24 protein-coding genes and 1 pseudogene are annotated in these 25,511 nt (G+C 67.3%); 13 read left to right on the plus strand and 12 right to left on the minus strand.

Annotated elements, in window-relative coordinates; translation table 11 throughout:
• Window positions 1–41: 41 nt before the first annotated feature.
• Window positions 42–953 (minus strand): cation diffusion facilitator family transporter, encoded by a 912-nt coding sequence (locus GS4_RS11735; RefSeq protein WP_007620764.1) that lies wholly within the window; start codon window positions 951–953, stop codon window positions 42–44.
• A gap of 235 nt (window positions 954–1,188) precedes the next feature.
• Here GS4_RS11735 and GS4_RS11740 point away from each other — a divergent pair, with 235 nt between their 5' ends.
• Window positions 1,189–1,605: a hypothetical protein gene (locus tag GS4_RS11740; RefSeq protein WP_007620766.1), complete on the plus strand. Its 417-nt coding sequence runs from the start codon at window positions 1,189–1,191 to the stop codon at window positions 1,603–1,605.
• Between the two features lie 79 nt (window positions 1,606–1,684).
• Here GS4_RS11740 and GS4_RS11745 read toward each other — a convergent pair whose 3' ends face one another.
• Window positions 1,685–2,185: a mycothiol transferase gene (locus tag GS4_RS11745; RefSeq protein ID WP_007620767.1), complete on the minus strand. Its 501-nt coding sequence runs from the start codon at window positions 2,183–2,185 to the stop codon at window positions 1,685–1,687.
• Window positions 2,186–2,292: 107 nt separating this feature from the next.
• On the opposite strand from GS4_RS11745, the gene GS4_RS11750 reads away from it, so the two are divergent.
• The 5 genes from GS4_RS11750 to GS4_RS11770 all read left to right on the plus strand — a co-directional run bounded on the left by GS4_RS11750 (window position 2,293) and on the right by GS4_RS11770 (window position 7,947).
• A complete protein-coding gene (locus tag GS4_RS11750) occupies window positions 2,293–3,639 on the plus strand; it encodes a M20/M25/M40 family metallo-hydrolase (protein ID WP_040510354.1) in 1,347 nt (448 codons plus the stop codon).
• A gap of 170 nt (window positions 3,640–3,809) precedes the next feature.
• The gene (locus tag GS4_RS11755; protein ID WP_040510319.1) at window positions 3,810–5,258 is read left to right on the plus strand and encodes an LLM class flavin-dependent oxidoreductase; all 1,449 of its coding nucleotides are present in this window, start codon (window positions 3,810–3,812) and stop codon (window positions 5,256–5,258) included.
• A complete protein-coding gene (locus tag GS4_RS11760) occupies window positions 5,255–6,262 on the plus strand; it encodes a methionine ABC transporter ATP-binding protein (RefSeq protein ID WP_007620770.1) in 1,008 nt (335 codons plus the stop codon). The genes GS4_RS11755 and GS4_RS11760 overlap by 4 nt, the downstream gene beginning before the upstream one ends.
• The gene (locus GS4_RS11765; RefSeq protein ID WP_007620771.1) at window positions 6,259–6,969 is read left to right on the plus strand and encodes a methionine ABC transporter permease; all 711 of its coding nucleotides are present in this window, start codon (window positions 6,259–6,261) and stop codon (window positions 6,967–6,969) included. The genes GS4_RS11760 and GS4_RS11765 overlap by 4 nt, the downstream gene beginning before the upstream one ends.
• Before the next feature lie 51 nt (window positions 6,970–7,020).
• A complete protein-coding gene (locus tag GS4_RS11770) occupies window positions 7,021–7,947 on the plus strand; it encodes a MetQ/NlpA family ABC transporter substrate-binding protein (protein ID WP_007620772.1) in 927 nt (308 codons plus the stop codon).
• A gap of 68 nt (window positions 7,948–8,015) precedes the next feature.
• Here the strand turns inward: GS4_RS11770 and GS4_RS11775 are convergent, their stop codons facing one another.
• Window positions 8,016–9,716, minus strand: coding sequence for a nitroreductase family deazaflavin-dependent oxidoreductase (locus tag GS4_RS11775; protein ID WP_007620773.1), 1,701 nt, complete (start codon window positions 9,714–9,716; stop codon window positions 8,016–8,018).
• Window positions 9,717–9,874: 158 nt separating this feature from the next.
• Here GS4_RS11775 and GS4_RS11780 point away from each other — a divergent pair, with 158 nt between their 5' ends.
• On the plus strand, window positions 9,875–10,429 hold the full coding sequence (locus GS4_RS11780) for a TetR/AcrR family transcriptional regulator (RefSeq protein WP_007620774.1): 555 nt from the start codon (window positions 9,875–9,877) through the stop codon (window positions 10,427–10,429).
• A gap of 214 nt (window positions 10,430–10,643) precedes the next feature.
• A pseudogene (locus tag GS4_RS11785) lies at window positions 10,644–11,951 on the plus strand (YibE/F family protein); the annotation flags it as partial.
• A 514-nt stretch (window positions 11,952–12,465) separates the two neighbouring features.
• On the opposite strand, the gene GS4_RS11790 reads toward GS4_RS11785, so the two are convergent.
• The 4 genes from GS4_RS11790 to GS4_RS11805 form a co-directional block, all read right to left on the minus strand.
• Window positions 12,466–13,380 (minus strand): hypothetical protein, encoded by a 915-nt coding sequence (locus GS4_RS11790; protein WP_007620776.1) that lies wholly within the window; start codon window positions 13,378–13,380, stop codon window positions 12,466–12,468.
• A 198-nt stretch (window positions 13,381–13,578) separates the two neighbouring features.
• A complete protein-coding gene (locus GS4_RS11795; RefSeq protein ID WP_007620777.1) occupies window positions 13,579–14,469 on the minus strand; it encodes a hypothetical protein in 891 nt (296 codons plus the stop codon).
• A 30-nt stretch (window positions 14,470–14,499) separates the two neighbouring features.
• A complete protein-coding gene (locus tag GS4_RS11800) occupies window positions 14,500–16,134 on the minus strand; it encodes a serine/threonine-protein kinase (protein WP_040510324.1) in 1,635 nt (544 codons plus the stop codon).
• A 266-nt stretch (window positions 16,135–16,400) separates the two neighbouring features.
• Window positions 16,401–17,096 carry a TetR family transcriptional regulator gene (locus GS4_RS11805; RefSeq protein WP_040510325.1) on the minus strand — a complete coding sequence of 232 codons (696 nt, stop codon included), beginning with the start codon at window positions 17,094–17,096 and terminating at the stop codon, window positions 16,401–16,403.
• A 193-nt stretch (window positions 17,097–17,289) separates the two neighbouring features.
• On the opposite strand from GS4_RS11805, the gene GS4_RS11810 reads away from it, so the two are divergent.
• From GS4_RS11810 to GS4_RS11830, 5 genes are all read left to right on the plus strand, one after another.
• Window positions 17,290–18,375, plus strand: coding sequence for a ferredoxin reductase (locus GS4_RS11810; protein WP_007620781.1), 1,086 nt, complete (start codon window positions 17,290–17,292; stop codon window positions 18,373–18,375).
• A 5-nt stretch (window positions 18,376–18,380) separates the two neighbouring features.
• Window positions 18,381–19,586: a fatty acid desaturase family protein gene (locus GS4_RS11815; protein ID WP_007620782.1), complete on the plus strand. Its 1,206-nt coding sequence runs from the start codon at window positions 18,381–18,383 to the stop codon at window positions 19,584–19,586.
• Between the two features lie 76 nt (window positions 19,587–19,662).
• Window positions 19,663–19,992: a hypothetical protein gene (locus GS4_RS11820; protein ID WP_007620783.1), complete on the plus strand. Its 330-nt coding sequence runs from the start codon at window positions 19,663–19,665 to the stop codon at window positions 19,990–19,992.
• Window positions 19,989–20,591: a hypothetical protein gene (locus GS4_RS11825; protein WP_007620784.1), complete on the plus strand. Its 603-nt coding sequence runs from the start codon at window positions 19,989–19,991 to the stop codon at window positions 20,589–20,591. Before GS4_RS11820 ends, GS4_RS11825 begins: the two co-directional genes overlap by 4 nt.
• Before the next feature lie 74 nt (window positions 20,592–20,665).
• A complete protein-coding gene (locus GS4_RS11830) occupies window positions 20,666–21,175 on the plus strand; it encodes a DUF4395 domain-containing protein (RefSeq protein ID WP_007620785.1) in 510 nt (169 codons plus the stop codon).
• Between the two features lie 6 nt (window positions 21,176–21,181).
• On the opposite strand, the gene GS4_RS11835 is transcribed toward GS4_RS11830, so the two are convergent.
• From GS4_RS11835 to GS4_RS11855, 5 genes are all read right to left on the minus strand, one after another.
• Window positions 21,182–22,129: a Ppx/GppA phosphatase family protein gene (locus tag GS4_RS11835; RefSeq protein WP_007620786.1), complete on the minus strand. Its 948-nt coding sequence runs from the start codon at window positions 22,127–22,129 to the stop codon at window positions 21,182–21,184.
• On the minus strand, window positions 22,126–22,641 hold the full coding sequence (locus GS4_RS11840; protein ID WP_007620788.1) for a DUF501 domain-containing protein: 516 nt from the start codon (window positions 22,639–22,641) through the stop codon (window positions 22,126–22,128). The genes GS4_RS11835 and GS4_RS11840 overlap by 4 nt, the downstream gene beginning before the upstream one ends.
• A complete protein-coding gene (locus tag GS4_RS11845; protein ID WP_007620791.1) occupies window positions 22,638–23,210 on the minus strand; it encodes an FtsB family cell division protein in 573 nt (190 codons plus the stop codon). The genes GS4_RS11840 and GS4_RS11845 overlap by 4 nt, the downstream gene beginning before the upstream one ends.
• A 13-nt stretch (window positions 23,211–23,223) precedes the next feature.
• Window positions 23,224–24,510: a phosphopyruvate hydratase gene (gene eno / locus GS4_RS11850; protein ID WP_007620793.1), complete on the minus strand. Its 1,287-nt coding sequence runs from the start codon at window positions 24,508–24,510 to the stop codon at window positions 23,224–23,226.
• Between the two features lie 152 nt (window positions 24,511–24,662).
• A complete protein-coding gene (locus GS4_RS11855) occupies window positions 24,663–25,427 on the minus strand; it encodes a lytic transglycosylase domain-containing protein (RefSeq protein ID WP_007620795.1) in 765 nt (254 codons plus the stop codon).
• Window positions 25,428–25,511 lie beyond the last annotated feature (84 nt).

A 25,511-nucleotide genomic window follows, 5' to 3' on the forward strand; every position in this document is an offset into this window, starting at 1 on the left:
AACCTACGCCCGGCGTGAGGGGTGCGCCCAGCACGTCCTGATCACGGGACGAGAGACGGTTCGTCGGCGGTCGACAACGTCAACACCGCCTCGACGACCCGGTCGCTGGTCTCGATCTGCGCCTCGAGGGAGCGGAGACGTACGGCGAGATCGTGCTCGGCGAGATCGCCGACGATGTCGACCGCGGCGACGAGATAGAACTGCGACGGTCCGACGTACTCGACGTGGAGGTAGGTCACGCGATCGATGTCGCGGTGCTGGAGCAGTCGCCGCAACATCTCCGAACGCGTGGCCGGGAGGGCTGTCTGGCCGAGCAGGAACTGCCCGTTGCGCTTGATGAGGAAGACCGCGATCACCCCGAGCAGGACGCCGACCAGGATCGACCCGACCGCGTCCCATACGGGCGACCCGGTGATCTGGTGCAGGGCCATACCGCCGGCGGCGATCGCCAGGCCGGTCAACGCGGCGGCGTCCTCGGCGAAGACCGCACGCAATGTGGTGTTCGAGGTGGCATTGACGTACCGCAAGGGATGCATCGAGAGTCGGCGGCCACCACGCGTCGCCTGTCGAATCGACTGCAGGAACGAGATGCCCTCGAGCACGGCGGCTATCGCGAGCACGAGGTATCCCACGAGATAGTCGGTCTCGCCCTCTTCCGCAGTCAGCGCACTGATGCCGTGCATCACCGACACGACCGCGCCCACGGTGAACAATCCGAAGGCCGCGAACATCGACCAGATGTAGGTTTCTCGTCCGTACCCGAACGGATGCCGACGGTCGCGCCCACGCGAGCCGCGTCGCTCGGCGATGAGTAGGAAGATCTCGTTGCCGGCATCGGCCCAGGAATGTGCCGCCTCGGCCACCATCGACGCCGATCCCGTGAGCACCGATGCGATCGTCTTCGCAACGGCCACAAGAACGTTCATCGCGAACGCCAGTACGACCGTCACCATCGACTCACCACCACCACTCCCGGCACGGTCGTGTTCGGTGGTCGAGGGATCTGGGGCGTCATGAGCGTCGTCGGACACCGGGCCATCGTCTCACGCAGCGCCGTCGTCACCGGCGCCCGCGAGTACGCGGAGCACTCGTGCCGAACCGGCGACGTTTCGGGCCCATCTGCCCGGGTAGTCGACTCCGAACACCCTGTGTCGGCAATCACACATGAGCACGAGGAAGGGATTCACGATGAGAACGTTCACCCGGATGATGGTCGGAGCGACCCTGTCGGCCGCCGGAGCCGGCGCGATCGCATTCGCCGCCGCTCCTGCTGCGAGCGCCGCACCTCAGGTCTGTCCGGGCCTGCCCGGCCAATCGTCGTCGGCCTCGACGTGCTCGGCGAAATCGGGGCCTACCGGACTGACTCTGGCGATCACCGACAACGGCGGTAAGGCCACCTCCACGGGGGACAACTTCGCAGGTCCAGCCGCAATCGCCATGGGGCCGGGTGCGACCGTGACGATGAGCGGTATCAAGCCGGGACTCGCAATCGGGATCGCGGGACCGGGCGCGACCGTCACCGTCGACGGCAAGAACCGACCGGTCTGCACGGGCGGCCCGGCGTTCGCCGGGGATTTCCAGACCTGGCAGGGCTGCCGGTCCTGACGCGACGAGACGTACGAGTGGCGCGGAACGCTGATCTGCCGCGCCACACGTCGTCCGCGGCCCGGCCCGCAGTCCGCTCTCAGCGCAGGCCTGCGACGAACGCCGCCTGACCGACGTGCTGGGCGTCGTCGTCGACGAGACTGACCAACCGGACCCCACGCCTGACCGGTGGGTCCCAGTTCTCGTCGATGACCTCGTCCAGATCCGCGTCGGAGAGGCCTTCCAGGTAGCGGAGGGTCGCCGCGTGCGTCGCGTCGTGGTAGCCGCGCAGGAGTTCCCGGTCGCGCACATCCACCTTGGCCACGTCGTCCGACGAGTGGGCGTATCCGGTGTGTCCGGCAGGCAGGTCCAGCCCGAAGCGATCGACCCAACCGTCGACGATCCACACCTGCTCTGTCCCGGCCAGATCCGCGATGTGCGAGTCCTGGACCCGGGTGAGATGCCAGATCAGCCACGCGACCGAGTTCCCGTGGTTCTCCGGCCGCCACACCAACCCGTCGGCGTCGATGCCATCGAGGACACCGTGGACGTTCTCGGCGATGCGGCTCAGGCTGTCGGCCAGGATGTCTGTGGAACGCATGGCACCACTTCTACTCTTCTCATGCGCATCGGTCGATGTGTCCGCACGGGCCGACCGACACGTCGCCGACCGAGCTGGCAGACGTCTCGACGTGGCATGCTCGATCCATGTCCGCATTCACCGCAACGGATCTGGCCGCACGAGTCGACGACCTCATGGGACGCGCCCGCGACGATCTCGCCGCGTTGGTCGCACACCCGTCCGTGCACCTCGACGTCGCACGTCGGGACGACAGTCGAGCCAGTGCGATGTGGGTGGCCGCGGCATTCACCGAACTCGGCTTCGAGATCGATGTGATCGAGACCTCCGACGGCAGCCCCGCGGTGATGGGTTTTCGTCCTGGTTCGGAGCCGGATGCCCGCACGGTGCTGCTCTACAGCCATCACGATGTCCAGCCGGCCGGACAGGTCGACCGCTGGACCTCACCGCCGTTCGAGCTGACCGACCGCGACGGCCGTTGGTACGGACGCGGAGCCGCCGACTGCAAGGGCAATCTGATCGCACACCTGACGGCGTTGCGGGCCGTGGGCGAAACCACCGGTGCCGCCGTCCGCGTGGTCATCGAGGGCTCCGAGGAGGCCGGCGGTGAGGGACTCGACGATCTCGCTCGGAACCGGCCCGAGCTCTTCGACGCCGACATGATCATCATCGCCGACACCGGCAACGTCGCGGTCGGCACACCGACGCTGACCACCTCGCTGCGGGGCGTGGTCAACGCGACCGTCACCGTGCGTGCGCTCGGGTCAGCCGTGCACTCCGGGCAGTTCGGCGGCGCAGCCCCGGATGCTCTGGCAGCGCTGGTCGCGGGCTTGGCATCGCTGCGGGATGCGCAGGGCAACACGACGATCGACGGTGTCACCACCGATCAGCGCTGGGATGGCGCCGCGTACGACCCCGACGTCTTCCGCACCGACTCGACCGCCCTGCCCGGCACCGACCTCCTCGGGTCCGGAGCCCCCGCCGACATGGTCTGGGCGCGACCGGCGGTCACCGTCATCGGTCTCGACGCGCCGGCCACCGCGGACTGTGCCGCGGCAATCGTCCCGGAGGCGAAGGCCGTACTGAATCTGCGTGTGCCACCGGGACTCGACCCCCATGCAACGTTCGAAGCACTCACCGCGCACTTGCGCGGGCACATCCCCTGGGGCGTCGAGGTGGAGATCGCCGCCGATGCAGTGGGTGCGCCGTTCTCCGCCGATACCGACGGCCCGGGCTACCGCGCGCTCACCGACGCCCTCTCGACCGCATACGACGCCGACGTGGTCCGCTCGGGTCAGGGCGGTTCGATCCCGCTGTGCACAGTGCTCTCCGACATCGTGCCGCGGGCAGAGATCGCCTTGATCGGCGTGGAGGAGCCGCAATGCCGCATCCACGCGGTCGACGAGAGCGTCGACCCGGAGGAGATCCGACGAACAGCATTGGCCGAGGCGATCTTCCTCAGCACGTTCTCCTGACGGGTCCGCAGGGCACCGACACCTGAGCAACGCTCACGATCTCGGCGCTGTCCGACGGCGTCTGCGCAGGTCGGCCCGACGCCTTACCCCAGTTGTGAGCAGCCGCCCAACTTGGATTCGTGCTGGCTGCAAAGCTGGTGACGGTGCCGGGCGCTGCGCACCATGCCAGGGTGCCTGACCTGAACCACAAGCGCCCGATCCGCTTCAACGCGTTCGACATGAACTGCGTCGCCCACCAGTCGCCCGGCCTCTGGCGGCATCCCGACGACCGCTCGTGGGACTACAACACCATCGACTACTGGGTCGACCTCGCGAAGCTACTGGAACAGGGTGGCTTCGACGGCCTGTTCATCGCCGACGTGCTCGGCACCTACGACGCCTACGCCGGCACCGACGAGGCGGCCATCCGGCAGGGTGCGCAGATCCCGGTCAACGACCCGCTGCTGCTCGTCTCCGCGATGGCGCACGCCACCGAGCACCTGGGGTTCGGTGTCACCACCGGCACCGGATTCGAGCATCCCTACCCGTTCGCCCGCCGCATCTCGACGCTCGACCACCTCACGCGTGGTCGCATCGGGTGGAACGTCGTCACCGGCTACCTCCCTGCCGCCGCTCGGAACATGGGGTCCGACGACCAACTCGAGCACGACGCCCGCTACGACCACGCCGACGAGTACCTGACGGTCCTCTACAAGCTGTGGGAGGGTTCGTGGGAACGCGATGCCGTACAGCGCGATCGCGAACAGGGTGTGTTCGCCGATCCGGCGAAGGTGCACCACATCGGCCATCGCGGTGAACATTTCACCGTTCCCGGCATCCACCTCGCGGAGCCCTCCCCACAGGGTTCGCCGGTGATCTACCAGGCCGGTGCTTCCACCCGCGGACGACGGTTCGCCGCAGAGAACGCCGAAGCGATCTTCGTCGCCGCGCCGACGAAGACCATTCTGCGCCAGATCGTCTCGCAGATCCGCGAAGAGCTCGTCGCCGCGGGCCGCGGGCCGTACGACGCGCGGATCTACACGCTACTGACGATCATCACCGACTCCACCCCCGAGGCCGCGCGCGAGAAGGCCGCCGAGTACCGGCGTTACGCCAGCGATGAGGGTTCGCTGGTGTTCATGTCCGGTTGGATGGGCATCGATCTCGCGTCCTACGACCTCGACGAACCGATCGGCAACGTACACAGCAACGCCATCCAGTCCGCAGTCGAGGCGTTCAGCCAGGCATCGGAGAGCGGCGAGGAGTGGCGGGTCCGCGACATCGCCGCCTGGGGTGGCATCGGCGGTATGGGTCCGGTTCTGATCGGTTCCGGTGACGAGATCGCCGAGGCGCTGCAGGGTTGGGTCGACGACACCGACGTCGACGGCTTCAACGTCGCCTATGCCGTCTCCCCCGGCACCTTCGCCGACATCGTCACCCACGTCGTCCCGGCACTGGAGCGCCGCGGTGTCTACGACCGCACTTACACGCCGGGGACGCTGCGACACAAGCTGTTCGGACGCGGTGACCTCTTGCCCCACAACCATCGGGCGGCCCGCTACCGGGTCGGCGGCCCCGACTCGACGATCGACGACTCGCTCCGCGACCACACGGCGCTGACAGGAAGCACGACACGATGATCGAAGTAGAGCACCTCACCAAGGTCTTCGGTTCCGGGACCGAGTCGTCGAATCGTGTTCTCGACGATGTGAACTTCACCGTCGACGGCGGCGAGATCTTCGCGGTGGTCGGCCCGTCCGGAGCGGGCAAGAGCACACTCGCCCAATGCCTGAACCTCTTGCAGCGACCGACGTCCGGAAAGGTCATCGTCAACGGTGACGATCTGGCCGATCTGAGCGCGGCGGCACTTCGTACGGCGCGTCGACGGATCGGGACGGTCTTCCAGTCGTCGAACCTGTTGGCGCGCCGCACGGCTGCCGAGAACGTCGCGCTGCCGCTGGAATACCTGGGTGCGACAAAGCAGTCCACGAAGACCCGGGTCCATGAGCTCTTGGACCGGGTGGGTCTGGGCGATAAGGCCGATCACTACCCGCACCAGTTGTCCGGGGGGCAGCGACAGCGTGTCGGCATCGCCCGCGCGCTGGCGCTCAAGCCTGCCGTCCTGCTGAGTGACGAGGCGACGTCGGGGCTCGACCCACAGGCAACCGACTCGTTCCTCCGCCTGCTCACCGAGGTGCGCGACGAGCTCGGGCTGGCCGTCGTCTTCATCACCCACGAGATGGAGACGATCGTCAAGGTGGCCGACAAGGTCGGCCGAATCGACCAGGGTCGCATCGTCGAACAAGGTGCGCTCGTCGATCTCGTGCTGGACCCCGACTCACCACTCGGGAAGTCGCTCCGTCCCCGTGGCGCCACCGCTACCGCGGTCGACGGTCAGGTGTCACTGGACGTGACCTACCACTCCGTCGCGGTCCCGGTGGACTGGATCACCCGCGTCGGGCAGCGGATCGGCACCCCGATCTCGGTTCTGGGTGCCAACATCCAGACCGTCGACGGGGTCTCTGTGGGAGATCTGACGGTGTCGGTGGCCGCTGCCGATGTCGATGAATTCGTCACCGCCACCGCTGAGCTCGGGATCACCGCGCGTCGCACCGCCGGTGGACTGCTGGAGGTCACGGTATGAGCACCACCCTGAATCTGGCCGCGATCACCGTCCCCCTGGACGAGATCCCCTCACTGCTCATCCCCGCAGCAATCGACACCGTGCTGATGGTGACCATCGTGATGGCCGTCGTCCTGGTGGTCGGCGTACCGCTCGGAGCTTTGGTCCACAACCTCGCACCAGGTGGTCTCTTCGAGAACCGCGGGTTCCACACGCCGCTGTCCTGGGTCATCAGCATCGGGCGCTCGCTACCGTTCCTGGTGTTGATGACCGCTATCATCCCGTTCACGCGACTCATCACCGGCACCAACATCGGCATCGCGGCCGCTGTCGTCCCGATGTCGATCGCCGGTATCGCCTTCTTCACCCGCATCGTCGAGAACTCGCTGCGCGCAGTGCCGACGTCGGTGGTCGAGGTCGCCAAGGCCTCCGGCGGGTCCAATGCCCAGATCATCTGGAAGGCACAGGTGCCCGAGGCTCTCCCGAACATCATCGGAGGCCTCACGATCAACACCATTGCGATGATCGAGTACTCGACCATCGCCGGCACCATCGGCGCCGGTGGACTCGGCTACATCGCGGTCACCTACGGCTACCAGCGATTCGACCACGGCGTCATGATCGCGACGATCATCGTGCTGGTGATCACCGTCGCGCTCATCCAGGTGGTCGGCGATGCGCTGGTCCGTCACCTCACCCCGGAGAAGTCCGCGCGCGTCAATCGATGACGGCTCGGCTGTGGTCAGAAGTCCCACCAGTCACCCAGAAAGGCGCACGCCATGTCCCAATCCACGCAGGACTCCACCGAGGTCGGTGATCAGCCGCCCGGTGGCGGCTCGGAGGGAATCGAGATCGCAGCCCGTAAGCGGTGGCCGATCTACGCCGCCGTCGCGGTCGTCATCGTCGTCGTCGCAGCCGTGATCGGCTGGCGCTTCTTCGGTTCGGATGAACAGTCGCCGAACGAGGTGGCCGGCGCGACCCTGACGGTCGTCACCGCCGAGAGCAATGCGTCGGAGCAGGCGTTGGTCGACTTCGTCGCCAAGAACGTGGCACCGCGGTACGGCATCAAGGTCGGGTTCAAGGGGTTGGCCGACTCGACCACGCTGAATCGGGCGGTCAGTGACGGCGAGGTGGCGGGGACCATCTACCAGCACAAGCTGTGGTTGTCGCAGGTCCTCGCCGCCAACCCCGACTTCAAGGAGGAGGCCGCGACCCCCGTCTTCCGTTGGGGATTCGGCATCTGGTCGGACAAGTACAAGACCCCCGCCGAACTTCCGCAGGGCGCAACGGTGTCGCTGTACTCCGATCCGGCCAACGAAGCGCAGGGGCTCTGGCTGCTCGAGCGTTCGGGGCTGATCACCTTGAAGCCCGGCACCGACAAATGGAAAGCCACCCAGAACGACATCGCGACGAATCCCAAGGGACTCAAGTTCACCCTGCTGGACTTCGCCGCACAGTCACGAGCGCTGCCCGATCTCGACGCGACTGTCGGCTACACCGAGTACTACCTTGCCGCCGGGATCGACATCGCGAAGCAGATCTTCTCGCCGCCGGCACCGGACGAGTTCGCCGGTCAGCTGACAATCGGCAGTCAGTGGAAGGACACGGAGAACATCAAGAAGTTGGTCGCCGCGTTCAAGGATCCTGCGGTGCAGGAGTTCCTGCGTACCGATCCGTCGGTGAAGAACATTCTGCTGCCGCTCTGACCCACTCGATATGTGGCGTGGACACGCGGGATCGATCCGCGTGTCCGCGCCACATTCTCGTCGAGGGGTCAGTCCACGAAGGTGATTCGCACCGACATCGGATCACTCTGCAGGGCACGGAAACCGGCCGCGGTCAGCCCGGCGAAGGCCGGACGGGACGCGAAGGTGCGCGCCCGACTCTGCACATCGTCGTCGGGGACGAACGCGGCGGTACCGGTCCTCCACACGTCGCCCTGACGGATTCGCACGCGCGGCTCGGCCGCGACGTTGATCGCCCATCCTGATCGTCGGCCGTGCTGGCTGATGATCCAGGCACCGGTCTCGTCGAAAGCCGCCGATACCGGGACTGTCCGAGGCTGTCCGGACTTGCGGCCGGTCGTCTCCAGGTCGGTCGCCAACCGAGTGCTGACACCGAGCCGGCCGAGCAGGGCGACCGTCGGGTTCGCGACGTATCGGCCGACAGCGCGCTCGAACCGGAACTTGCGCACGACCGCGCGGTTGTCGGCGGACGTGACACCACGCGACCGCCTGAGCGCATCGATCCCGTTGCGGCGCACGGTCGTGACTGCAGTCCGCCACAGTGGACGTCGCGGGTCCGGCTCCTGACCGCCACCGAGTCGATGGAGCTGGTCGGTGTGCCACTGCAGGTCCAGAGCGCCCTCGAGTGACCGCACCGAGGCGATGGTCGAGGCCTGCGCAGGGAGCGGCAGACGCGACCTCTGCGCAGGCAGCGTCGACAGTCCCTCGGTGATGAGTTCGTCGGCCGCGGTGGGCGTGATGACGGTCGGTCGGCCGATGCCGACGATGTCGCACGCTCCGTCTGCGACCGCGTCGGCCATCGCCGAACGGCTTCGGAAGCCACCGGTGACAGCCAACGGGATTCCCGCGGCGAGATCACGGACGGTGACGGCGTATTCGAGAAAGTACGCCTCCCGTGCACGGGTGCTGTCCGACACGGCGGGGCGCCCCATCATCGCCGGTGACTCATAGCTACCGCCGCTGATCTCGATCAGGTCGAGATACTCCGCGGCCAATGTCGCGACCACGGTGCGGGACTCATCCTCGGTGAATCCGCCCCGCTGGAAGTCGGCCGAGTTGAGCTTGATGCCGACGCCGAACCCGGGGCCGACCGCGGATCGCACGGCCCGGACCACTTCGAGGGCGAAGCGCGTGCGGTTCTCGATCGATCCACCCCAGCGGTCGGTGCGCTGATTCGCCAACGGCGACAGGAACTGCGACAGCAGGTACCCGTGCGCGCCGTGAATCTGCACACCGTCGAATCCCGCCGCCTTCGCCACCGCCGCCGTAGCGGCGAAGCGTGTGACGATGTCCTCGATCTCGGACTCGGTCAGCGCCCTGGGCGTCGGGAGGCCCGGGATAGACATGCGGATCGCGGACGGCGCGACCACCGGCCCGTCCGTGGTCAACGGGTTCGCCTGGCGCCCGGGGTGATTGATCTGCATCCAGACCGGGGCGCCATCGCCGCGAGCGGCCCCCGCCCAACGCTTCAGCGCATCGAGATGACGCTCGTCCTCGATCACCACATTGCCCGGCTCGCCCAGGTATCGACGGTCCACCATCACGTTCCCGGTCACGATCAGCCCGTATCCACCGGTCCCCCAGCGTTCGTACAGGCGTTCCAGACGATCGTCTGGCGAGGCGTCGTCGCCTGCCAGTCCTTCGCTGAGCGCGGCTTTCATGATGCGGTTGGGCAACGTCAGCCCTGACGGCAAGGTCAGGGACGTCGACAGGGTCAGGGTCTGCGACATCGACAACTCCTCGGGGGCGGGGCAGGCTAGACCAGTTGGTCTACTCCGATCGAACGGTAGTAGACCAATTGGTATATTGCAACGGTGCGCGTCTGATCGCGCAGCCACCGGGACCGGCAGCGGCGCGCCGGCGACGATTCGCAAGGAGGTACAGCCGGATGGCGGTCAGGGATCAACTCATCGAGGCCACAGCCGATCTCATGCGTCGTCATGGCGTGGCCGGAACCGGTGTCGCCGAGATCCTCAAGGAGAGCGGGGTCGCCCGACGTTCGCTGTATCTGAACTTCCCCGGCGGCAAGACGGAACTGGTCACCGCCACCACGAAGACAGCGGGCGGTGCGCTCACCGCCGTACTGAGCGCGGTCATGACGAAACCCGACCCGATCGGCGCATTTGCCGAGATGTGGTCGGCGATGTTGCGGGCGACGGATTTCCAGGGCGGATGCCCGGTGGTCGCCGCAGCCCTCGGCAGACACTCCGCCGCCGGGGCGACCGAAGCCGCCGTCGAGGTGTTCGGCGAGTGGCGACGGGTGATCGCCGACCATCTGCACGAGGCAGGTGTCGCCGACACCGTCGCGGCATCGCTGGCCACGACCATCGTCGCTGCGGTCGAGGGTGCGGTCGTGCTGTCCGAGGCCACCCGGACCACCGCACCGTTGGATGACGTCGCCGCCCACCTCAACGAACTCGTCGCCCTGCACCTCGCCGGCTGAGCATCTCGCCCTGCCGATTGCGGTCACGGTCTGCAGACCGATGCCGCCGTGCCGCGTGACGTCATCAGAACTCGTCGCCTTCGGCGGTGAGATGAGTCGCTGATCAACCGCGTACCTGGGAACTGCCGGCCGCAGCGCATAGGGTGTCGTCGTGGATCGCACCCCGGGCCGAACCCGTCTACGAGCGTCCCGACCGGAGACTTCCCCCGGGCATGTGGGTCATGGCCATGTGGGGCACGGGCACGGGGCGCCGCAGATCGACACGTCGTCGGTGCTCTCACCTGTCGCCAAATGGCTGGTCATCGTGTTGCTGGCCCTCGCAGGCGGCGGGGTGGTGGCCGGCGCGGTGGCGCTGTGGCCGTCGGGTGGCGATCATCCGATCCCGGTCCAGTTCCGGTCCGCCGACGGCGGTTCGATCAGGACTGTCGACGGTCAGGTCATCTCGCAGGTTCGCGCGGACTGCCTCAACCCATTGGCAGGCACGGTCCAGGACACCTCCGACATCCCCGTGCAACAGGGTGATGGTGGCCCGTGCATCCAGAATGTCGTGCGTCTGTCGTCCGGGACCGACTCCGGCAAGTACGTGCTGTTGGAGGTCCCGACGAATCGCGCCCAGTCCGGCGCGGGCCCCGACTCGGTGACGCCCGACCCGGCAATCCTCGACGAACCGCAGGCCGGCCAGCCGACGCTGCGCACCGAGGACAAGATCCGACTGAGCGTGGTCCCCAACCCCGACGGATCGCAGCGTTACACCTTCTACGACTTCGGCCGAACGATCCCGACGATCCTCTGGGCCCTCGCATTCGTCGGCGCCGTGGTCCTGGTCGCCGCCTGGCGCGGACTCCGGTCGATCATCGGGCTCGTGTTCGCCTTCGTCGTCCTCGGCTTCTTCACATTGCCCGCGATACTGGACGGTGAGTCACCCGTGGCGGTTGCCGTGGTGTCGTCCGCGGCGATCCTGTTCGTCGTGCTCTATCTGGCGCACGGCATCAGTCTGCGGACCAGCTCCGCCCTGTTGGGCACGTTGACCTCGCTCGTCTTCGCCGGACTGCTGAGTTGGCTGGCCATCGACACGATGAACCTGACCGGGCTCTCGGGTGACCAGACCACCAACCTGCAGGTCTATCAGGGCAGCATCTCGATCAGCGGACTGTTGTTGGCAGGCTTCATCATCGGCACGCTCGGGGTGCTGAACGACGTCACGATCACCCAGGCATCAGCTGCCTTCGAACTGTCCGCGGCCGGCGAGCCGACCCGGACGGCGACGTTCCGTGCGGCGATGCGCGTGGGACGCGACCACATCGCGAGCACCGTGTACACCCTGGTCTTCGCATACGCGGGCAGCGCTCTGCCGTTGTTGCTGCTCTTCTCGGTGGCTCAGCAGCCTTTCGGGTCGCTGCTGACCACCGATGCGGTCGCCGTGGAGTTGGGTCGCTCGTTCGTCGGCGGGATCGCGATCGCCCTGTCGGTTCCGCTGACGACTGCCATCGCCGCACTGCTCACCCGGCCGTCGGGGAATCGGGACGGGACCGACGACGCCGACTCCGACGATGCAGGATGGCACGACGATCAGGCCGGCGACGATCCGTCGGGAGCGCCGATTGCCGCGACGCCTGGCCGGACGTCGGGTCAGCGGTTGCGAGAGGCCAGATCCGCGCGCGCCAGGGACTCTGATCTCCCGGCCCGCCTGCGGACCGGCGAACTCAACGCGATCGCGATCGATCCTTACGACGAGCCGGCCGCTCGCCGGTCGACCATCGATCCCGAAGGCCCGACCTCGGCTGACCGGCCCGCGACAGATGACCGCCGACCGGACGACACCGCCGGCTCGCGTCTCGAGAAGCCGGTGACATCACGTCGCCTCGACCCGTGGCTGGGCGACGATGATCCGACTCCCGCACCCGCTCCGGAACCGTCATCCGCACCGACCGATTCGTGGCCGGCGATTCCGCCGACATCGGGTCCGCCCCGAAACGCACCGCCGAACGACGGCCCCAGCTCCGGGCGTCATTCACTCCCGGACGGCAGCTGACACGTCAGGGCACGGACACCCCACACTTCCCGGCCGGGAGGGTCGCGAGGTTCCGGCCCAGCCAGTCTCCGACGCGGTTGAGCATCGCTGTGCCCGTCGAGAACGAACCGTTCTTGGGCACCGCCGCCATGGCGACCGCGACCTGGCCCCGAGTGGTGGTGATGATGCCGAGCTGGCGCACCAGATAGCCGCCACTGTTCCCGGTCGCCGGCCCCCACCCGCCCTTCACTGCGGTGACCGCACCCTGATTGCGACCGACCTTCGCGAGACCCCACTGCTGGTTCGGCGCAACCGAACTCATCAGTCGGATGACGTGCTCGCTGTCTTTCAGGCACGGCAGGTGGGCGCCGAATCGCGCCTGATCGGCGAGTGACCACTGGGTGTAGCCGGGGTACGACGGCGGGTTGTCGGCTTCGGAACTCACCCTGGTGCCGTCGTCATGCCCCTCGCGTAGAACCGTGGTCACGGCGTCGACCGAGCTACGACCGCCGCCGAGGGATCCCCACAGGTCTCCCGCGGCGTCGTTGTCCGAGAACATGATCGCCTTGTTCTCCTTCTGTACGACGCGATACCCGTTCTTGCGCTGAGCCGCGAGCGATACCGGGACCTTGAGCGTCGACCATGCCCGACCGGTGCGAAGCGTGCCGAAAGTCAGTGGGGTGTCGCCGCCGATGGGGGCGATGGACACACCGAACTTGCCGGGCAGAGATTTCCGCATGGACTTCTGCAGTGCCGCGAAGCTGGTCGCGAGCTTCTTCTCGACCGGAACCGGTGGCGTCAGCAACTGCTGGATCTGAGGCGGCAGCATCGCGAACCACGGCGGTTGCGGTGCCGCGTGCGCGACCGCACCCCCGCACATGAGTACGCCGGTCAGCGCGATGATGATCGCGGCCCGACTCGTCCGCCTCACTCTAGTCACTTCTACCTCCTGAATAACATCAGTAACTCAGGTTACGAGCTCGCGCGCTGGTCCGCGAGTTGGGTCACGAACAGCAATCAAGGTGTGAAGTAGCCGTGACCTGGATGATCCGCGCCCATGAGTGTCTCCCCCGAGTTGCTGCGTCTGGTCGAACAGGCGCACGAGTGCAGTCGGGGCGCGAACTACGAGCTCGAGAGGCTAACTGCAGCGACCGCGGGGCAACTGAACGAGGTTCCGGTTCAACCATCTACCGATCACGTTCAACGCAGCGATCCCGGAGTCCAACGACGAACCTGCAGTGCTCATGACGATCGAGGCCATCCGACCGTCGCGATACGTGATGAGCCCGATCTGCCGGACCACGTAGCCGGAAGACGCGCCGGGGCCCCACCCTCCCTTGACCGCCGTGGCTTTCGGAGTCGCCATCGTCTCGACGCCCCACTGTTGGTTGGCCGCCACCTGTCCCATCAGGGAGACGACGTGCTCGGTACCCCTCATACACGGCAGTTGTGCGGTGAACGTCCCGGCCGCGGCGAGCGTCCACACCGTCTGCCCGAAGACCGTGTACCCGGGCCGGAGTCGCTGTGCCGGCACCACCGTCGATGTGTCCCCACCGTCCCGCAGCACCGCGGTGACTGCCGCAGATGCCTGGCCTGCGCTGCCCAGCGAGGACCACAACTGCTCGGCTGAGGCATTGTCGGAGTTGATGATCGCAGTCGTCTGCGCCGAGGACTGGCCATTGGCACGTTGAGCGGCGATCGCGAGCGGGACCTTGATCGTCGACCAGGCGACGCGAGGGGTCTGATCGCCCAACTCCACCGCTTCTCCACCACCCACCGGGACCACCACGACGCCGACCGGCTGACCCGCAGATGCCTGCGCCCGCGTGAATCCCGTAGTCAACGCGGTTGTTCGCGGCGTGGCGGACTCCGACGTAGACGGTGCGCTGCTCGACGGAGGAGCTGTCACGGTCACCGTCACCGGGGGCACCGACGACGGCTCGGTGGTCGATGAGGTCCCACATCCCACGAGAGCGACGGCAAGGGATAGGACGATCAGGAGTGGGGCGAGGACAGCTCGGATGGACATACGATCTCGGCTCCTGACGACCAGGTGTGGTCAATAGATGTGGACCACTGCATCGGTTCCCCCGCGGCACACCACGATGACCCCCTCCGGCACACACACCATCGGATACGACGCCCCGGTGACCGGGCTGTATGCGGTGACCGCCCGTGGTGCGCCCTTTGGACCTGTGCGGAGGTACTCGTCGCGAACGCTGAACGCGAATGCGCAGCTGGTGACGCCGGTCCCGACCCCGACCGTTCCGTCGCACGGGGACGACCCGGGCGGCGGCGCCGCGGGACCTGTCGCGACGGGCGGGATCGTCGGGGTCGCGTCCGACGGCGTGATCGTCTGGGTGACGGTGGGCGTGGTCGGGGTCGACGCCGACTGTGTTGTCGACGACCGGCCGGTCAGCCAGATCGCGCCGAGGACGAGTACTCCGATCACGGCGACGGCAGCGATCGCGAGCAGCACGTAGGCGACCGAGCGATCCCGACGTGGCGGCGCCTCCCGGCCGACTACCGGAGGTCCATAGATGCCGTAGGCGTGCGGCTCTGAGTACTGCTGCGGGGCCGAGAAGTGCTGGGGCCCGGAGAATTGCTGTGGTCCCGAGTACTGAGTGGTTCCCGGCTGGGTGATTCCTGAAGGGGGCTGAGGACCCGAGAAGTTGGTCGCTGCGGGATACTGCGCCGGCTCAGGGCCGGCCCCGCCCGAATCCAGGCGGCGAACCTGAGTCGGCTCGTACTGCTCGCCAGACGGTGCGATGACCGTCGGGGAGGCCACGATGGACGTCGGCGACTCGGCATCTGACGTCGTGGCACCGACCACGGGTCCCGGGACCAGGCCGGCCAACGGGTCCGGTTCGCCGGCGAGTGCACGCTTCGCTGCGTCGACCAGACGTCCGGCCGTCGCAAACCGTCTCTCGGGATCAGCGGCGAGGCCGGCCCCGATCACAGGGTCGAGGCCTGCCGGCACATCGGAGTTCACCTCGCTCACCGATGGCGGCTGATCCAGGACCGCAGCCTTGATGGCCGCACTGACCGAATGCGCCGGATGAGGGACCCGGCCCGTCAGACACTCGAACAACACACAGGTCAGAGCATAGATGTCACCAGAGGGGCCGATCGCGGTCGCGTCGAACAACTCGGGAGCCATGTACGCGATGGACCCGATCGCGGTCCCCGTCTGGGTGAGGTGCGTGTCGTCGGCGCCGTGAGCGATGCCGAAGTCGACCAGATAGGCGAAATCGCCTGTCCCGATGAGGATGTTCTCCGGTTTGATGTCCCGATGCACCAATCCGTCGGCGTGCGCGGCATCGAGCGCCGAGGATACCTGCGCGATGATCCCGACCGCTCGCTCCGGCGTCAGCGGCGCCTCGCGCCGGAGGACGGAACGCAGGTCCTCTCCGTCGACCAGCCGCATGTCGATGAACAACACGCCGTCGATCTCGCCCCAGTCGTGAATCGGGATGACGTGCGGCTCGCCCAGGCGAGCAGCTGCACGGGACTCGCGACGGAACCTCTCCTGAAACGTCGCATCGCCGGCCAGTCCCGGGTTAAGGAGCTTGACCGCCACGACTCGTTCCTTCTCGGTGTCGAACGCGCGGTAGACCTCTCCCATGCCACCACGCCCGAGCAACTCGTCGAGCCGATAGGGCCCGAACTGGGTGTCGACGCGCTCACCGGACATGGCAGAAGCATATGCGGGAAGTCGGACAGCCGTACGGTATCCGGATCTCATCACGCGCTCGATCTGCACAAATGACGCGTCAGAGAGGCGCGCTTGCCGCATTGCACAGCGATCGGCCCTGAGGTGTCACCGGTGCGGAGAGCAGACCACCAGCTGCCGGCGCGACCCGCACGACCGACGCACTCAAGCGAACGTTCGACGCTTTCGAGCGCACGATGAACGAGTCGGAGCGCACGATCGACGGATCCGAGCGCACGATCGACGTCTCAGCTGTTCAGCGGGCGCCACTTTCCCATGCCCAGGAACACCATCACCAGCTGGCGTTCGGTCCGCTCGACGATCTCACGACGGGACCCACGGCCCCGGTGGTCACCGTCGAGGATGTCGGCGACCGCGGTGAGCATGATCGTCACGATCAGCTCGGCGGCGAGTTCGAGATCCTCGGGCCCCCAGGCCGCGAGGTCGGGCATGCGCGAGAGGTCGATCGCGAGCTCTTTGGAGAACAGTCGTAGCTCGGTGTCGATCGCGCGCCGGATCTCGCTGACGCCGCCGTGCTGTTCACGCACCAGGAATCGGAACGCGGGCTCGTTGTCGTCGACGTGGGCGAGCAGGATCTCCAGCGAGTTCTGCGCGGTCGGCAGCGCCTGACGCGCGGCCAGATCACGCCGACCCTCGCGCAGCGCGCCGCGCAGCACTCGCATCGAGTCCTCCACGAGGGTGACCCCGAGGTCCTCCATCGAGGCGAAGTGTCGATAGAAGGCGGTCGGGACGATGCCCGCACCGCGTGCCACCTCGCGCAGGCTGATGCTGGCGAAACTGCGCTCCTCGACCAGGTCCATGGTGGCGTCGATCAGCGATTGCCGCGTCCGCCCCTTGCGCTCGGCCCGGCTCTCCGAATCGGTCACATCGCCGCGTGCCGGCCGGGGCCGACGCGCGGAACCTGCGGTCCGGGTCCGGGTCACGACGACGATTCTATGTCCCACCCGCATCAGCGCGTCGACGTCCCCGTCCGCCTGTCTGGAGTCCACGCCACATACCGGGGTCACTCGTGAGTGCCATCACACGCGGTTCGCCTTGACGGACCGGTCCGATCCCATGCCACACTCGTTGGTGTACAGATGTGCACTGAAAGCACGAAGTGAAGGACTCAGCCCAATGAGCATCCGACTCCCAGATTTCGTCGGCTCCGTCATCGAAGCCGCACTCTCGCCCCACCCCGTCGACCGCTATCTCGAGCTCGTCGACCCCATGCTGACGTGGCGTGACCTCCGCGCGAAGGTGATCGAGGTCGAGCACCCCACGGACCGGACGGTTCGCCTCGTCCTCCGTCCCACCCGTCAGTGGTCCGGCCATCGTGCCGGCCAGTATGTGCAGCTCAGCGTCGTCATCGACGGCGTGCGTCACATGCGCTGCTTCTCGCCGGCCAACGCCGAGGGTGGCCCGGATTCCGACATCGAACTGATCGTGACTGCCCATGACGACGGATTCGTGTCACGACATCTGCGCGAGCGCACCCGGGTCGGCGACGTCCTGGGCCTCTCGACCCCGGACGGCACCTTCACCCTCCCGGCGCGCGATCCGGAGGCAGCGGTCTTCGTCAGCGGAGGCAGCGGCATTACACCTGTACTCTCGATGGTGCGCACGCTGCTGGCCCGCGGGTACCGCCGTCCGATCACCTTCCTGCACTACGCGCGCGACGCCGACGACGTCCCGCAGCGAGAACTACTGGAGGAACTCGCAGCCATTCATCCGACCGTGGATCTCCGGCTCCGGTACACCCGTGCCGACGGTCCGGGCGGCGGCCACTTCGAGGCGGGCCACCTGGCCGACATCGAACACCTCGCCGTCGCAGACCTCTTCCTCTGCGGTCCGCCCGGCCTGATGTCGGCGGTCACCGAGCACCACGAGTCGACCGGCCACACCCGGTCGCTGCACTCCGAGGCATTCACCCTGGCGAGCCGCGTCGCACCTGACCCCGACGAGGCGGTGAGCGGCGAACTCCGCTTCCTGTCCTCCGATCGCGTGGCGACCAACGACGGCCGGACGATCCTGGACCAGGCCGAGTCCGCGGGGCTCTCGCCAGAGCACGGTTGCCGCATGGGGATCTGCTTCTCCTGCACCGCCGTCAAGAAGGCCGGATGCACGCGCAACGTGCTGACCGGCGACATCGACACCGAATCCGACACCCAGATCCAGCTGTGCATCAACGCACCGGTTGGCGACGTGGAAATCGAGGTATGAGAACCATGACCGACATCCTGGACACCCCCACCCCCGCTCCCGAGGCCGCCGAGACCGCGGTCGAACCGGCGAACCCTCTCAAGGTCGTCCGCGATCCGAAGAACATCGTCCTGAGCTACGCGGAGGTCGAGGCACTCGGACGCGACCTGGACGCCCTGAAGGCGCGTCTCGTCGCCGACCTCGGCGAGAAGGACCGCGAATACATCTACTCGGTCATCCGCGCCCAGCGTGGATTCGAGGTCGCCGGTCGCGCCCTGATGTACCTCGGCTTCTTCCCGCCGGCCTGGATCGCCGCCGTCGGTGCACTCTCCGTGTCGAAGATCCTCGACAACATGGAGATCGGTCACAACGTCATGCACGGCCAGTACGACTGGATGCGCGAGGACACCTACAACTCGCGCGAATTCGAATGGGACACCGTCTGCCCGGCCGACCAGTGGCGCCACAGCCACAACTACATGCACCACACCTTCACCAACATCGTCGGTGAAGACCGCGACATCGGCTACGGCATCCTGCGGATGGATCGCGATCAGAAGTGGAATCCGTACTACCTCGGCAACCTCGGGTACGCGACCGCACTGATGCTGCTGTTCGAGTGGGGCGTGATGCTGCACGACCTCGAGGTCGAGAACATCGTGGCCGGCAAGCGCAAGTGGCACGACGTCAAGGGCCTCGTGAAGGGCATGTGGCGCAAGGCCGGTCGCCAGGTCCTCAAGGACTACGTGGTCTTCCCGGCACTGACCGGACCGCTGTTCGTTCCGACTCTGGTCGGCAACGCCACCGCCAACCTGGTCCGCAACGTGTGGACGTACTCCATCATCTTCTGCGGTCACTTCCCCAGCGGCGCACAGACGTTCACGTCGGAGGAATGCGAGAACGAGACCCGCGGTCAGTGGTACCTGCGGCAGATGCTCGGCTCCGCGAACATCGACGGGTCGCCCCTGTTCCACATCATGAGCGGCAACCTCTCGCACCAGATCGAACACCACCTGTTCCCCGACATCCCGGCGAGCCGGTACCCGGAGATCTCCGGCGAGGTGCGCGAGATCTGCGAGAAGTACGGTCTGCCCTACAACACCGGTTCGCTGAGCCACCAGCTGATGTCGACGTGGAAGAAGATCGCCAAGCTGTCGCTGCCGAACTTCATGACCCGCGACGACAACGACATCGTGGTGACGGTCGAGCGCTCGGCGTCGTCGGCGGCCTGAGCAGACCCGCCCGCGGGCGGTATGGTCGGTCCGAACCCACCGACGGCGCGCGATCCCGCGACGACGAGGAGAGACCATGGTCGACCGTTTGGAACGCAACAAGGACATCGCCCAGGAGATCCTGGAGTCGACGGCCACCCGGGTCGGGCGAATCGCCACGATCATCACCACCGCCGTCGTGGACGTCGCGCGCGAGGTCGGAGACCTGATCAGCGATGGATTCGAGATGCGCGAAGCGGCCCAACGTGCTCGCCTGGACGCCGAGCGTACGGGCGAACTGGGTGCCGACGACGAGGTACCCGTCGACGATCACATCGACGGCGAGATCCTCGACGGGATCGGTGAGCGACCGGCACTCCCGGGCGCCCGCGAGCAGCGCGATCTCGAGACCGAGGGTGATCGGTGACCTTCCCGCCGCCAGGGCAGGGGCCGAATACCTTTGCGACACCACCTCCACCGCCGACTCCGGCACGTCCGGCGTCGGCGGTGGTCTCGGGTCTGCTGGCGGTGATCTTCGCGATCCTCGTCGCCGCTTACACGGCCGTGACCTGGTCGCAGATAGTCGGTGGCGGTAATTGGCCGATCGGCGAGATCCTGACCGGGATCAGCCACTCCGGCAGTGCGGCTCTGTCGACCCTGCTGCTCTGCTGGGTCCTGTCGCCGCCGATCAGCGCGTTGCTGCTCATCGGCTCGATCGCGTCGTTCTTCAGTCGCGTCGCCCGCGTGTGCTCGGTGCTGCTGATCCTCCCGACCATCCTGATGTTGCTCGGCTTCACCGGGCCGTATCTGGCCCTGGGTCCTTATTGGTTCGACGGGGACTCCGATGCCGGCCTCTTCACCGCGGCGTGGGGCTTCCCGCTGTTCCTGGTGATCTGCGCGGTGGTCACCGCAGCCGCTCTCGCGGTGGCGAGCCGATCGCCCGCGCCACCCCGGACGGTGTCGTCGGCCGTCGTCACCGGCCACTACACCCCGATCTCGCCCTCGGCGCCCTTACATCTCCAGTGATCGCATCCGTTGCCAGGACTGCCGCGACTCCGTAACTTGGTTCCGTTCGCCACGGCTCTACCCAGGAGGTCGCGATGTCCGTCCGATCGCTGTACACCTTTCCGAACCCGGTCAATGACTACGCCGCCCGATCCACGGCCGGCCTGGTGGTGCTCCTGGCAATCGTCGCGGTCGTCGTGAACCACCCGGTCCTGTATGCGGTGCTCGCGATCGGATTCCTGTTGCGTGTGCTCGCCGGCCCGAAGCTGTCGCCATTCGGTCAGCTGTCCGTACGTTTCATCGTGCCGAAGATCTGGAAGAAGACGAAGCTCGTCGCCGGCCCGCCCAAGCGGTTCGCCCAGTCGATCGGTCTCGTCCTGACGACGGTGGCGCTCGTCCTGAGCCTCCTCGGCTTCGGCCTCGCGGCCCAGATCGCGGTCGGGTTCCTGATCGTCGCGGCAACACTCGAGTCGGTCTTCGGGATCTGCCTGGGCTGCATCATCTTCGGCTTCCTGCAGCGGCGCGGCATCATTCCCGAGTCGGTCTGCGAGGCGTGCAACAACATCTCGCTGCGCGTCCCCGAGGAAAGCGCCGCTGCACGCTGACCGCGATCAGTCGAGCAGTCCCGCGGCGATGCCGTCGAGGATGTCGTGCTCGCTGACCACGAGCTCGGAGATGCCCGCACGCCGGTCGAACTCGTTTGCCAGCACAGTGGTCACCAGCGCACCGCCGCCGATCACGTCGACTCGGCCGGGATGCATCGGCCCCAGCGCCGCGCGCTCTGCCCGGGTCATACCCACCAGTTGCCGACACACGTCGTCGAGATCGCCCAACGAGATGCGGGAGAGGTGGATGGCGTCGGGATCGTAGGTCTCCAGTCCGGCGCCGACAGCCGAGAGAGTCGTCATGGTCCCGGCGACACCCACCCAGGTGCGCGCCCGCTCGACCGGGACCGTAGCGAATGCCGGAGCCAACCGCTCGGTGGCGAACGAGGTCGCGTGGTCGATCTCGTCGCGTGTCGGCGGATCCGAGGCCAACGCCCGCTCGGTCAATCGAACGCAACCGATGTCGGCCGAGTGCGCCGCGATCACACCGTCGGAGTCGCCGAGTACGACCTCGGTGGAACCACCTCCGAGGTCGGTCACCACGAACGGTCCGTCGGCCGGATCGAGCTCGCCGACGGCGCCTCGATAGGACAGACAAGCCTCCTCGTCACCACTGATGACCTCTGCATTCACCCCTGCCACCACCCGATCGAGGAGCGCGCCGGTCACGGCGAAGAAGTCGTCGCGGTTGGCGGCGTCCCTGGTGGCCGACGTCGCGACCATCCGGAGGCGTTCGGCACCGGCGTCGACGAGGATGTCCACGTAGTCGGCGAGTGCCACCCGTGTGCGTTCGATGGCCTCGTCGGCGAACCGGCCGGTCGCATCGACTCCCTGCCCGAGACGCACGACCCGCATCTCACGATGCAACTCGTGCCGGGTTCCGTCGGGATCCGCGCGCACGACCAGCAAGCGGATCGAGTTGGTCCCACAGTCGACCGCGCCGACGACCGTCACTGCGCCGTCTCGTCGCGGTAGGTGGGCCAGTCGGCCGGGATCGCGGTGCCCCGCAGACCCGAATCAGCGGCGAGCGCCACCGACTCGTCGCCGAGCGGGTTGGCTCCCGGCCCCTTCGCCAGGGAGTGCGCGATGAGGACGTGCAGGCACTTCACCCGGTCGGGCATACCGCCACCGGTGAACTCGGTACCCAACGACTCGATGGCATCGCGTTCGGCAAGGTAGGAGCGATGGGCGCGCAGGTAGGCCTCGGCCAGCTCCGGATCCTCGGCCAGTCGGGCGGTCATCCCTTTCATCACCCCGGCCGATTCCTGCCGGCTCGCCTCGGCGGTGAGCCGCGGGTCGGTCAGGTAGTACAGGGTGGGAAACGGAGTGCCATCAGGCAGGCGCGGGGTCGTCTTGATCACCGCGGGCGCGCCGTCGGGCGTGCGGTAGCTGACCTCGATGACGCCGCGTGGCTCACGTCCGAGCTGCGTGGCGATCACGGACAGGTCGGCGTCGCTGACGCTCACTTCTGCGTCGGCGGTGTGGCGACCGCGTCCCAGAGATTGCCGTACCACGGTGCGCGGCGGCGTTCCTCGGCCTGCTGCTCGGCAGCCTTCCGTGCGTCATCGCCCGGGAACATCATCACCACCGGCTTCTCCCCCGGCTTCACGAATTTCAACCGATCGCGTGCCTGCGCCTCGATGTAGGCCGGGTCGTTCTGTTCGTTGACCTTCTGCTGATAGTCGGCGACCTCCGTGCGGAGCTGCGCATTGGAGGTCTTCAACTGATCGAACTCCGACTGCTGTGAGAAGTACGTGCGCAGCGGCATCGCGAGGGTCAACGCCACGACGCTGACCACCAGGCCGAGTACGAGAGCTCGACGCGGGTTGAGCCCTTCCCATCGCACGGCCAGGTTCGGCGTGACCCGACGACGGGTGACGACCCGCGCGTCGAGGTCGGAGAGCTCCTGCTCGCCGGTCTCGGTGACCGATGCGGGCGCCTGCTCCGACGAGCGACGTGGCCGGGAACCGGGCCGGGAGCGATCGCGCGCACGCACGTCGCGTCGATCACCCCGCACCCGGTCCCGAGAAGCCATGACTCCTAGCTAATCACGAACCGAACGAAAACCGCGGGAAGGCGAGGTCCCCGGCGTACCGCGCGGCGTCGCCCAGACCCTCTTCGATGCGGAGGAGCTGGTTGTACTTGGCGACGCGCTCGCTGCGTGCGGGCGCACCGGTCTTGATCTGGCCGGAGCTGACCGCGACGGCGAGGTCGGCGATGGTGGTGTCCTCGGTCTCTCCCGACCGGTGGCTCATCATCGTCTTGTAACCGTTGTTGTGCGCCAGCGTGACCGCGTCGAGGGTCTCGGTGAGCGTGCCGATCTGGTTGACCTTGACCAACAGTGCGTTCGCGACGCCCTTGGCGATGCCGTCCTCGAGGCGCTCCGGATTGGTGACGAACAGGTCGTCGCCGACCAGCTGCACCTTGTCACCGACGGTCTCGGTCAGCGCGGCCCAGCCGTCCCAGTCGTCCTCGCTGAGCGGGTCCTCGATCGAGACCAGCGGGAAGTCGTCGACGAGCTTCGAGTAGAACGAGATCAGCTGCTCCACGCTGTGGTTGGAGCCCTCGAAGGCGTATCCGGTTCCGGTGGTGTAGAACTCGGTCGCGGCGACGTCCAGTGCGAGCGCGACGTCGGGTCCCAGGCGGAGCCCGGTGGCGTTGATGGCCTCGGAGATCAGCTCCAGTGCCGCGGTGGTGTTGGCGGCATCCGGCGCGAAGCCGCCCTCGTCACCGAGTCCGGTGGACAGGCCCTTGGCCTTGAGCACCGACTTCAACGAGTGGTAGACCTCGGTGCCCCAGCGCAGGGCCTCCTTGAAGGTGGGCGCGCCGATCGGCGCGACCATGAACTCCTGGACGTCGACGCCGGTGTCGGCGTGCGCGCCGCCGTTGAGGATGTTCATCATCGGTACGGGCAGGATGTGTGCATTCGGGCCGCCGACGTAGCGGAACAGCGGCAGACCGGCCGACTCGGCCGCGCCTTTCGCCACCGCCAGCGAGACGCCGAGTAGCGCGTTCGCGCCGAGTCGCGACTTGTCCGGGGTGCCGTCCGCATCGAGCAGGGCCTGGTCGACCAGACGCTGGTCCTCGGCGTCGATGTCGATGACGGCGGGCGCGAGCTCACCGAGCACGGCCTCGACCGCCTTGGTGACGCCCTTGCCTCCGTAGCGTTCGCCACCGTCGCGGAGCTCGACGGCCTCGTGCTCACCCGTCGAGGCGCCGGACGGCACAGCTGCACGCGTGAACGTGCCGTCGTCGAGGACCACTTCGACCTCGACGGTCGGGTTGCCCCGCGAGTCGAGGATCTCGCGTGCGCCTACCTGCTGGATGATTGCCACCGCTGGCCCCAATCGGTCGTCGTGTCGGCGACCTGCGCTCGCCGACGGGTACGGGTGAAAGCCTAGACGTTGCCCCCGGGCTGCATGCAGCAAGGATCTCCGGGCACCGCATCACAGCGGCAGCGGCCCGACGACCCGCCGTGAATCGTCGATCAGTAGCGGACGTTGATGGAGTAGGCGTTCGCCCGATCCCGCACGTCGAGGACGTACTTCATCGAGTTGTTGTAGACCTTCACGGCCTTCTCCCAACTCTCCGGCGTCGTCATGTCACCGCCCGCAGACACGCACAGGTAGCGCGCGGCCGACAGTGCCGCGTCGTCGATGTTGTCCGGGTCGGCCCGACCGTCGCCGTTCGCGTCCACGCCGTAGCGCTTCCAGGTCTCGGGGATGAACTGGAACGGCCCCATCGCGCGGTCGTGGGTCGCGTCGCCGTCCAACCGACCGTTGTCGGTGTCGCGGATCTGCAGGTTGCCGCGGGTGCCGTCCAGCGGAACGCCCCGGATCGGCGGCGAGGTGTCACCGTTCGGCGCGATGTCGGCACCTCCGTGCGTGCCGTGCTTGCTCTCGACCGCGGCGACCCCCGCGAGGGTGGTCCATGCGATCCCGCACTCCGGATGTTGCTGGCGCTGGATCTCGGCGGCGTTGCCGTATGCCTCCATGGCGATGAACGGGACACCTGTCGCGTCGGCGATCGGCGCGGCCCAGTCACGCAGCAGCTCCGACGTCCGTCCGGGCGCGTTGATGTCGATGTACGGGGTCGGCGCGCCGGCACCCGGCGGGATGCCGTCGGGGATGTCGGGCCGGTTGATCGACGGGAGATCCAGGCATGCCGACGCCAGCAGCACGGTCAGTCCGCCGACGATCGGCGCCAGCACCCGGCGTCGACGCCTGCGCGTCACGGCTTCACCCGCCACCATCTCACCCACTTCTCCCCTGCGGCCGACGCGACCGCACCATCGGGGACCTTCGCCCCGACACCATCTCAACTTCTCGCGTCGCCT

The sequence above is a fragment of the Gordonia soli NBRC 108243 genome, assembly GCF_000334455.1.
Taxonomy (GTDB): Bacteria; Actinomycetota; Actinomycetes; order Mycobacteriales; family Mycobacteriaceae; genus Gordonia; species Gordonia soli.

Excerpts from the sequence above, each read along its gene's own strand:
- GS4_RS11735 (WP_007620764.1), bottom strand. The coding sequence starts at position 953 with ATGGTGACGGTCGTACTGGCGTTCGCGATGAACGTTCTTGTGGCCGTT.
- GS4_RS11740 (WP_007620766.1), top strand. The coding sequence starts at position 1,189 with ATGAGAACGTTCACCCGGATGATGGTCGGAGCGACCCTGTCGGCCGCC.
- GS4_RS11745 (WP_007620767.1), bottom strand. The coding sequence starts at position 2,185 with ATGCGTTCCACAGACATCCTGGCCGACAGCCTGAGCCGCATCGCCGAG.
- GS4_RS11750 (WP_040510354.1), top strand. The coding sequence starts at position 2,293 with ATGTCCGCATTCACCGCAACGGATCTGGCCGCACGAGTCGACGACCTC.
- GS4_RS11760 (WP_007620770.1), top strand. The coding sequence starts at position 5,255 with ATGATCGAAGTAGAGCACCTCACCAAGGTCTTCGGTTCCGGGACCGAG.
- GS4_RS11765 (WP_007620771.1), top strand. The coding sequence starts at position 6,259 with ATGAGCACCACCCTGAATCTGGCCGCGATCACCGTCCCCCTGGACGAG.
- GS4_RS11770 (WP_007620772.1), top strand. The coding sequence starts at position 7,021 with ATGTCCCAATCCACGCAGGACTCCACCGAGGTCGGTGATCAGCCGCCC.
- GS4_RS11775 (WP_007620773.1), bottom strand. The coding sequence starts at position 9,716 with ATGTCGCAGACCCTGACCCTGTCGACGTCCCTGACCTTGCCGTCAGGG.
- GS4_RS11780 (WP_007620774.1), top strand. The coding sequence starts at position 9,875 with ATGGCGGTCAGGGATCAACTCATCGAGGCCACAGCCGATCTCATGCGT.
- GS4_RS11795 (WP_007620777.1), bottom strand. The coding sequence starts at position 14,469 with ATGTCCATCCGAGCTGTCCTCGCCCCACTCCTGATCGTCCTATCCCTT.
- GS4_RS11800 (WP_040510324.1), bottom strand. The coding sequence starts at position 16,134 with ATGTCCGGTGAGCGCGTCGACACCCAGTTCGGGCCCTATCGGCTCGAC.
- GS4_RS11810 (WP_007620781.1), top strand. The coding sequence starts at position 17,290 with ATGAGCATCCGACTCCCAGATTTCGTCGGCTCCGTCATCGAAGCCGCA.
- GS4_RS11815 (WP_007620782.1), top strand. The coding sequence starts at position 18,381 with ATGACCGACATCCTGGACACCCCCACCCCCGCTCCCGAGGCCGCCGAG.
- GS4_RS11820 (WP_007620783.1), top strand. The coding sequence starts at position 19,663 with ATGGTCGACCGTTTGGAACGCAACAAGGACATCGCCCAGGAGATCCTG.
- GS4_RS11830 (WP_007620785.1), top strand. The coding sequence starts at position 20,666 with ATGTCCGTCCGATCGCTGTACACCTTTCCGAACCCGGTCAATGACTAC.
- GS4_RS11845 (WP_007620791.1), bottom strand. The coding sequence starts at position 23,210 with ATGGCTTCTCGGGACCGGGTGCGGGGTGATCGACGCGACGTGCGTGCG.
- GS4_RS11855 (WP_007620795.1), bottom strand. The coding sequence starts at position 25,427 with ATGGTGGCGGGTGAAGCCGTGACGCGCAGGCGTCGACGCCGGGTGCTG.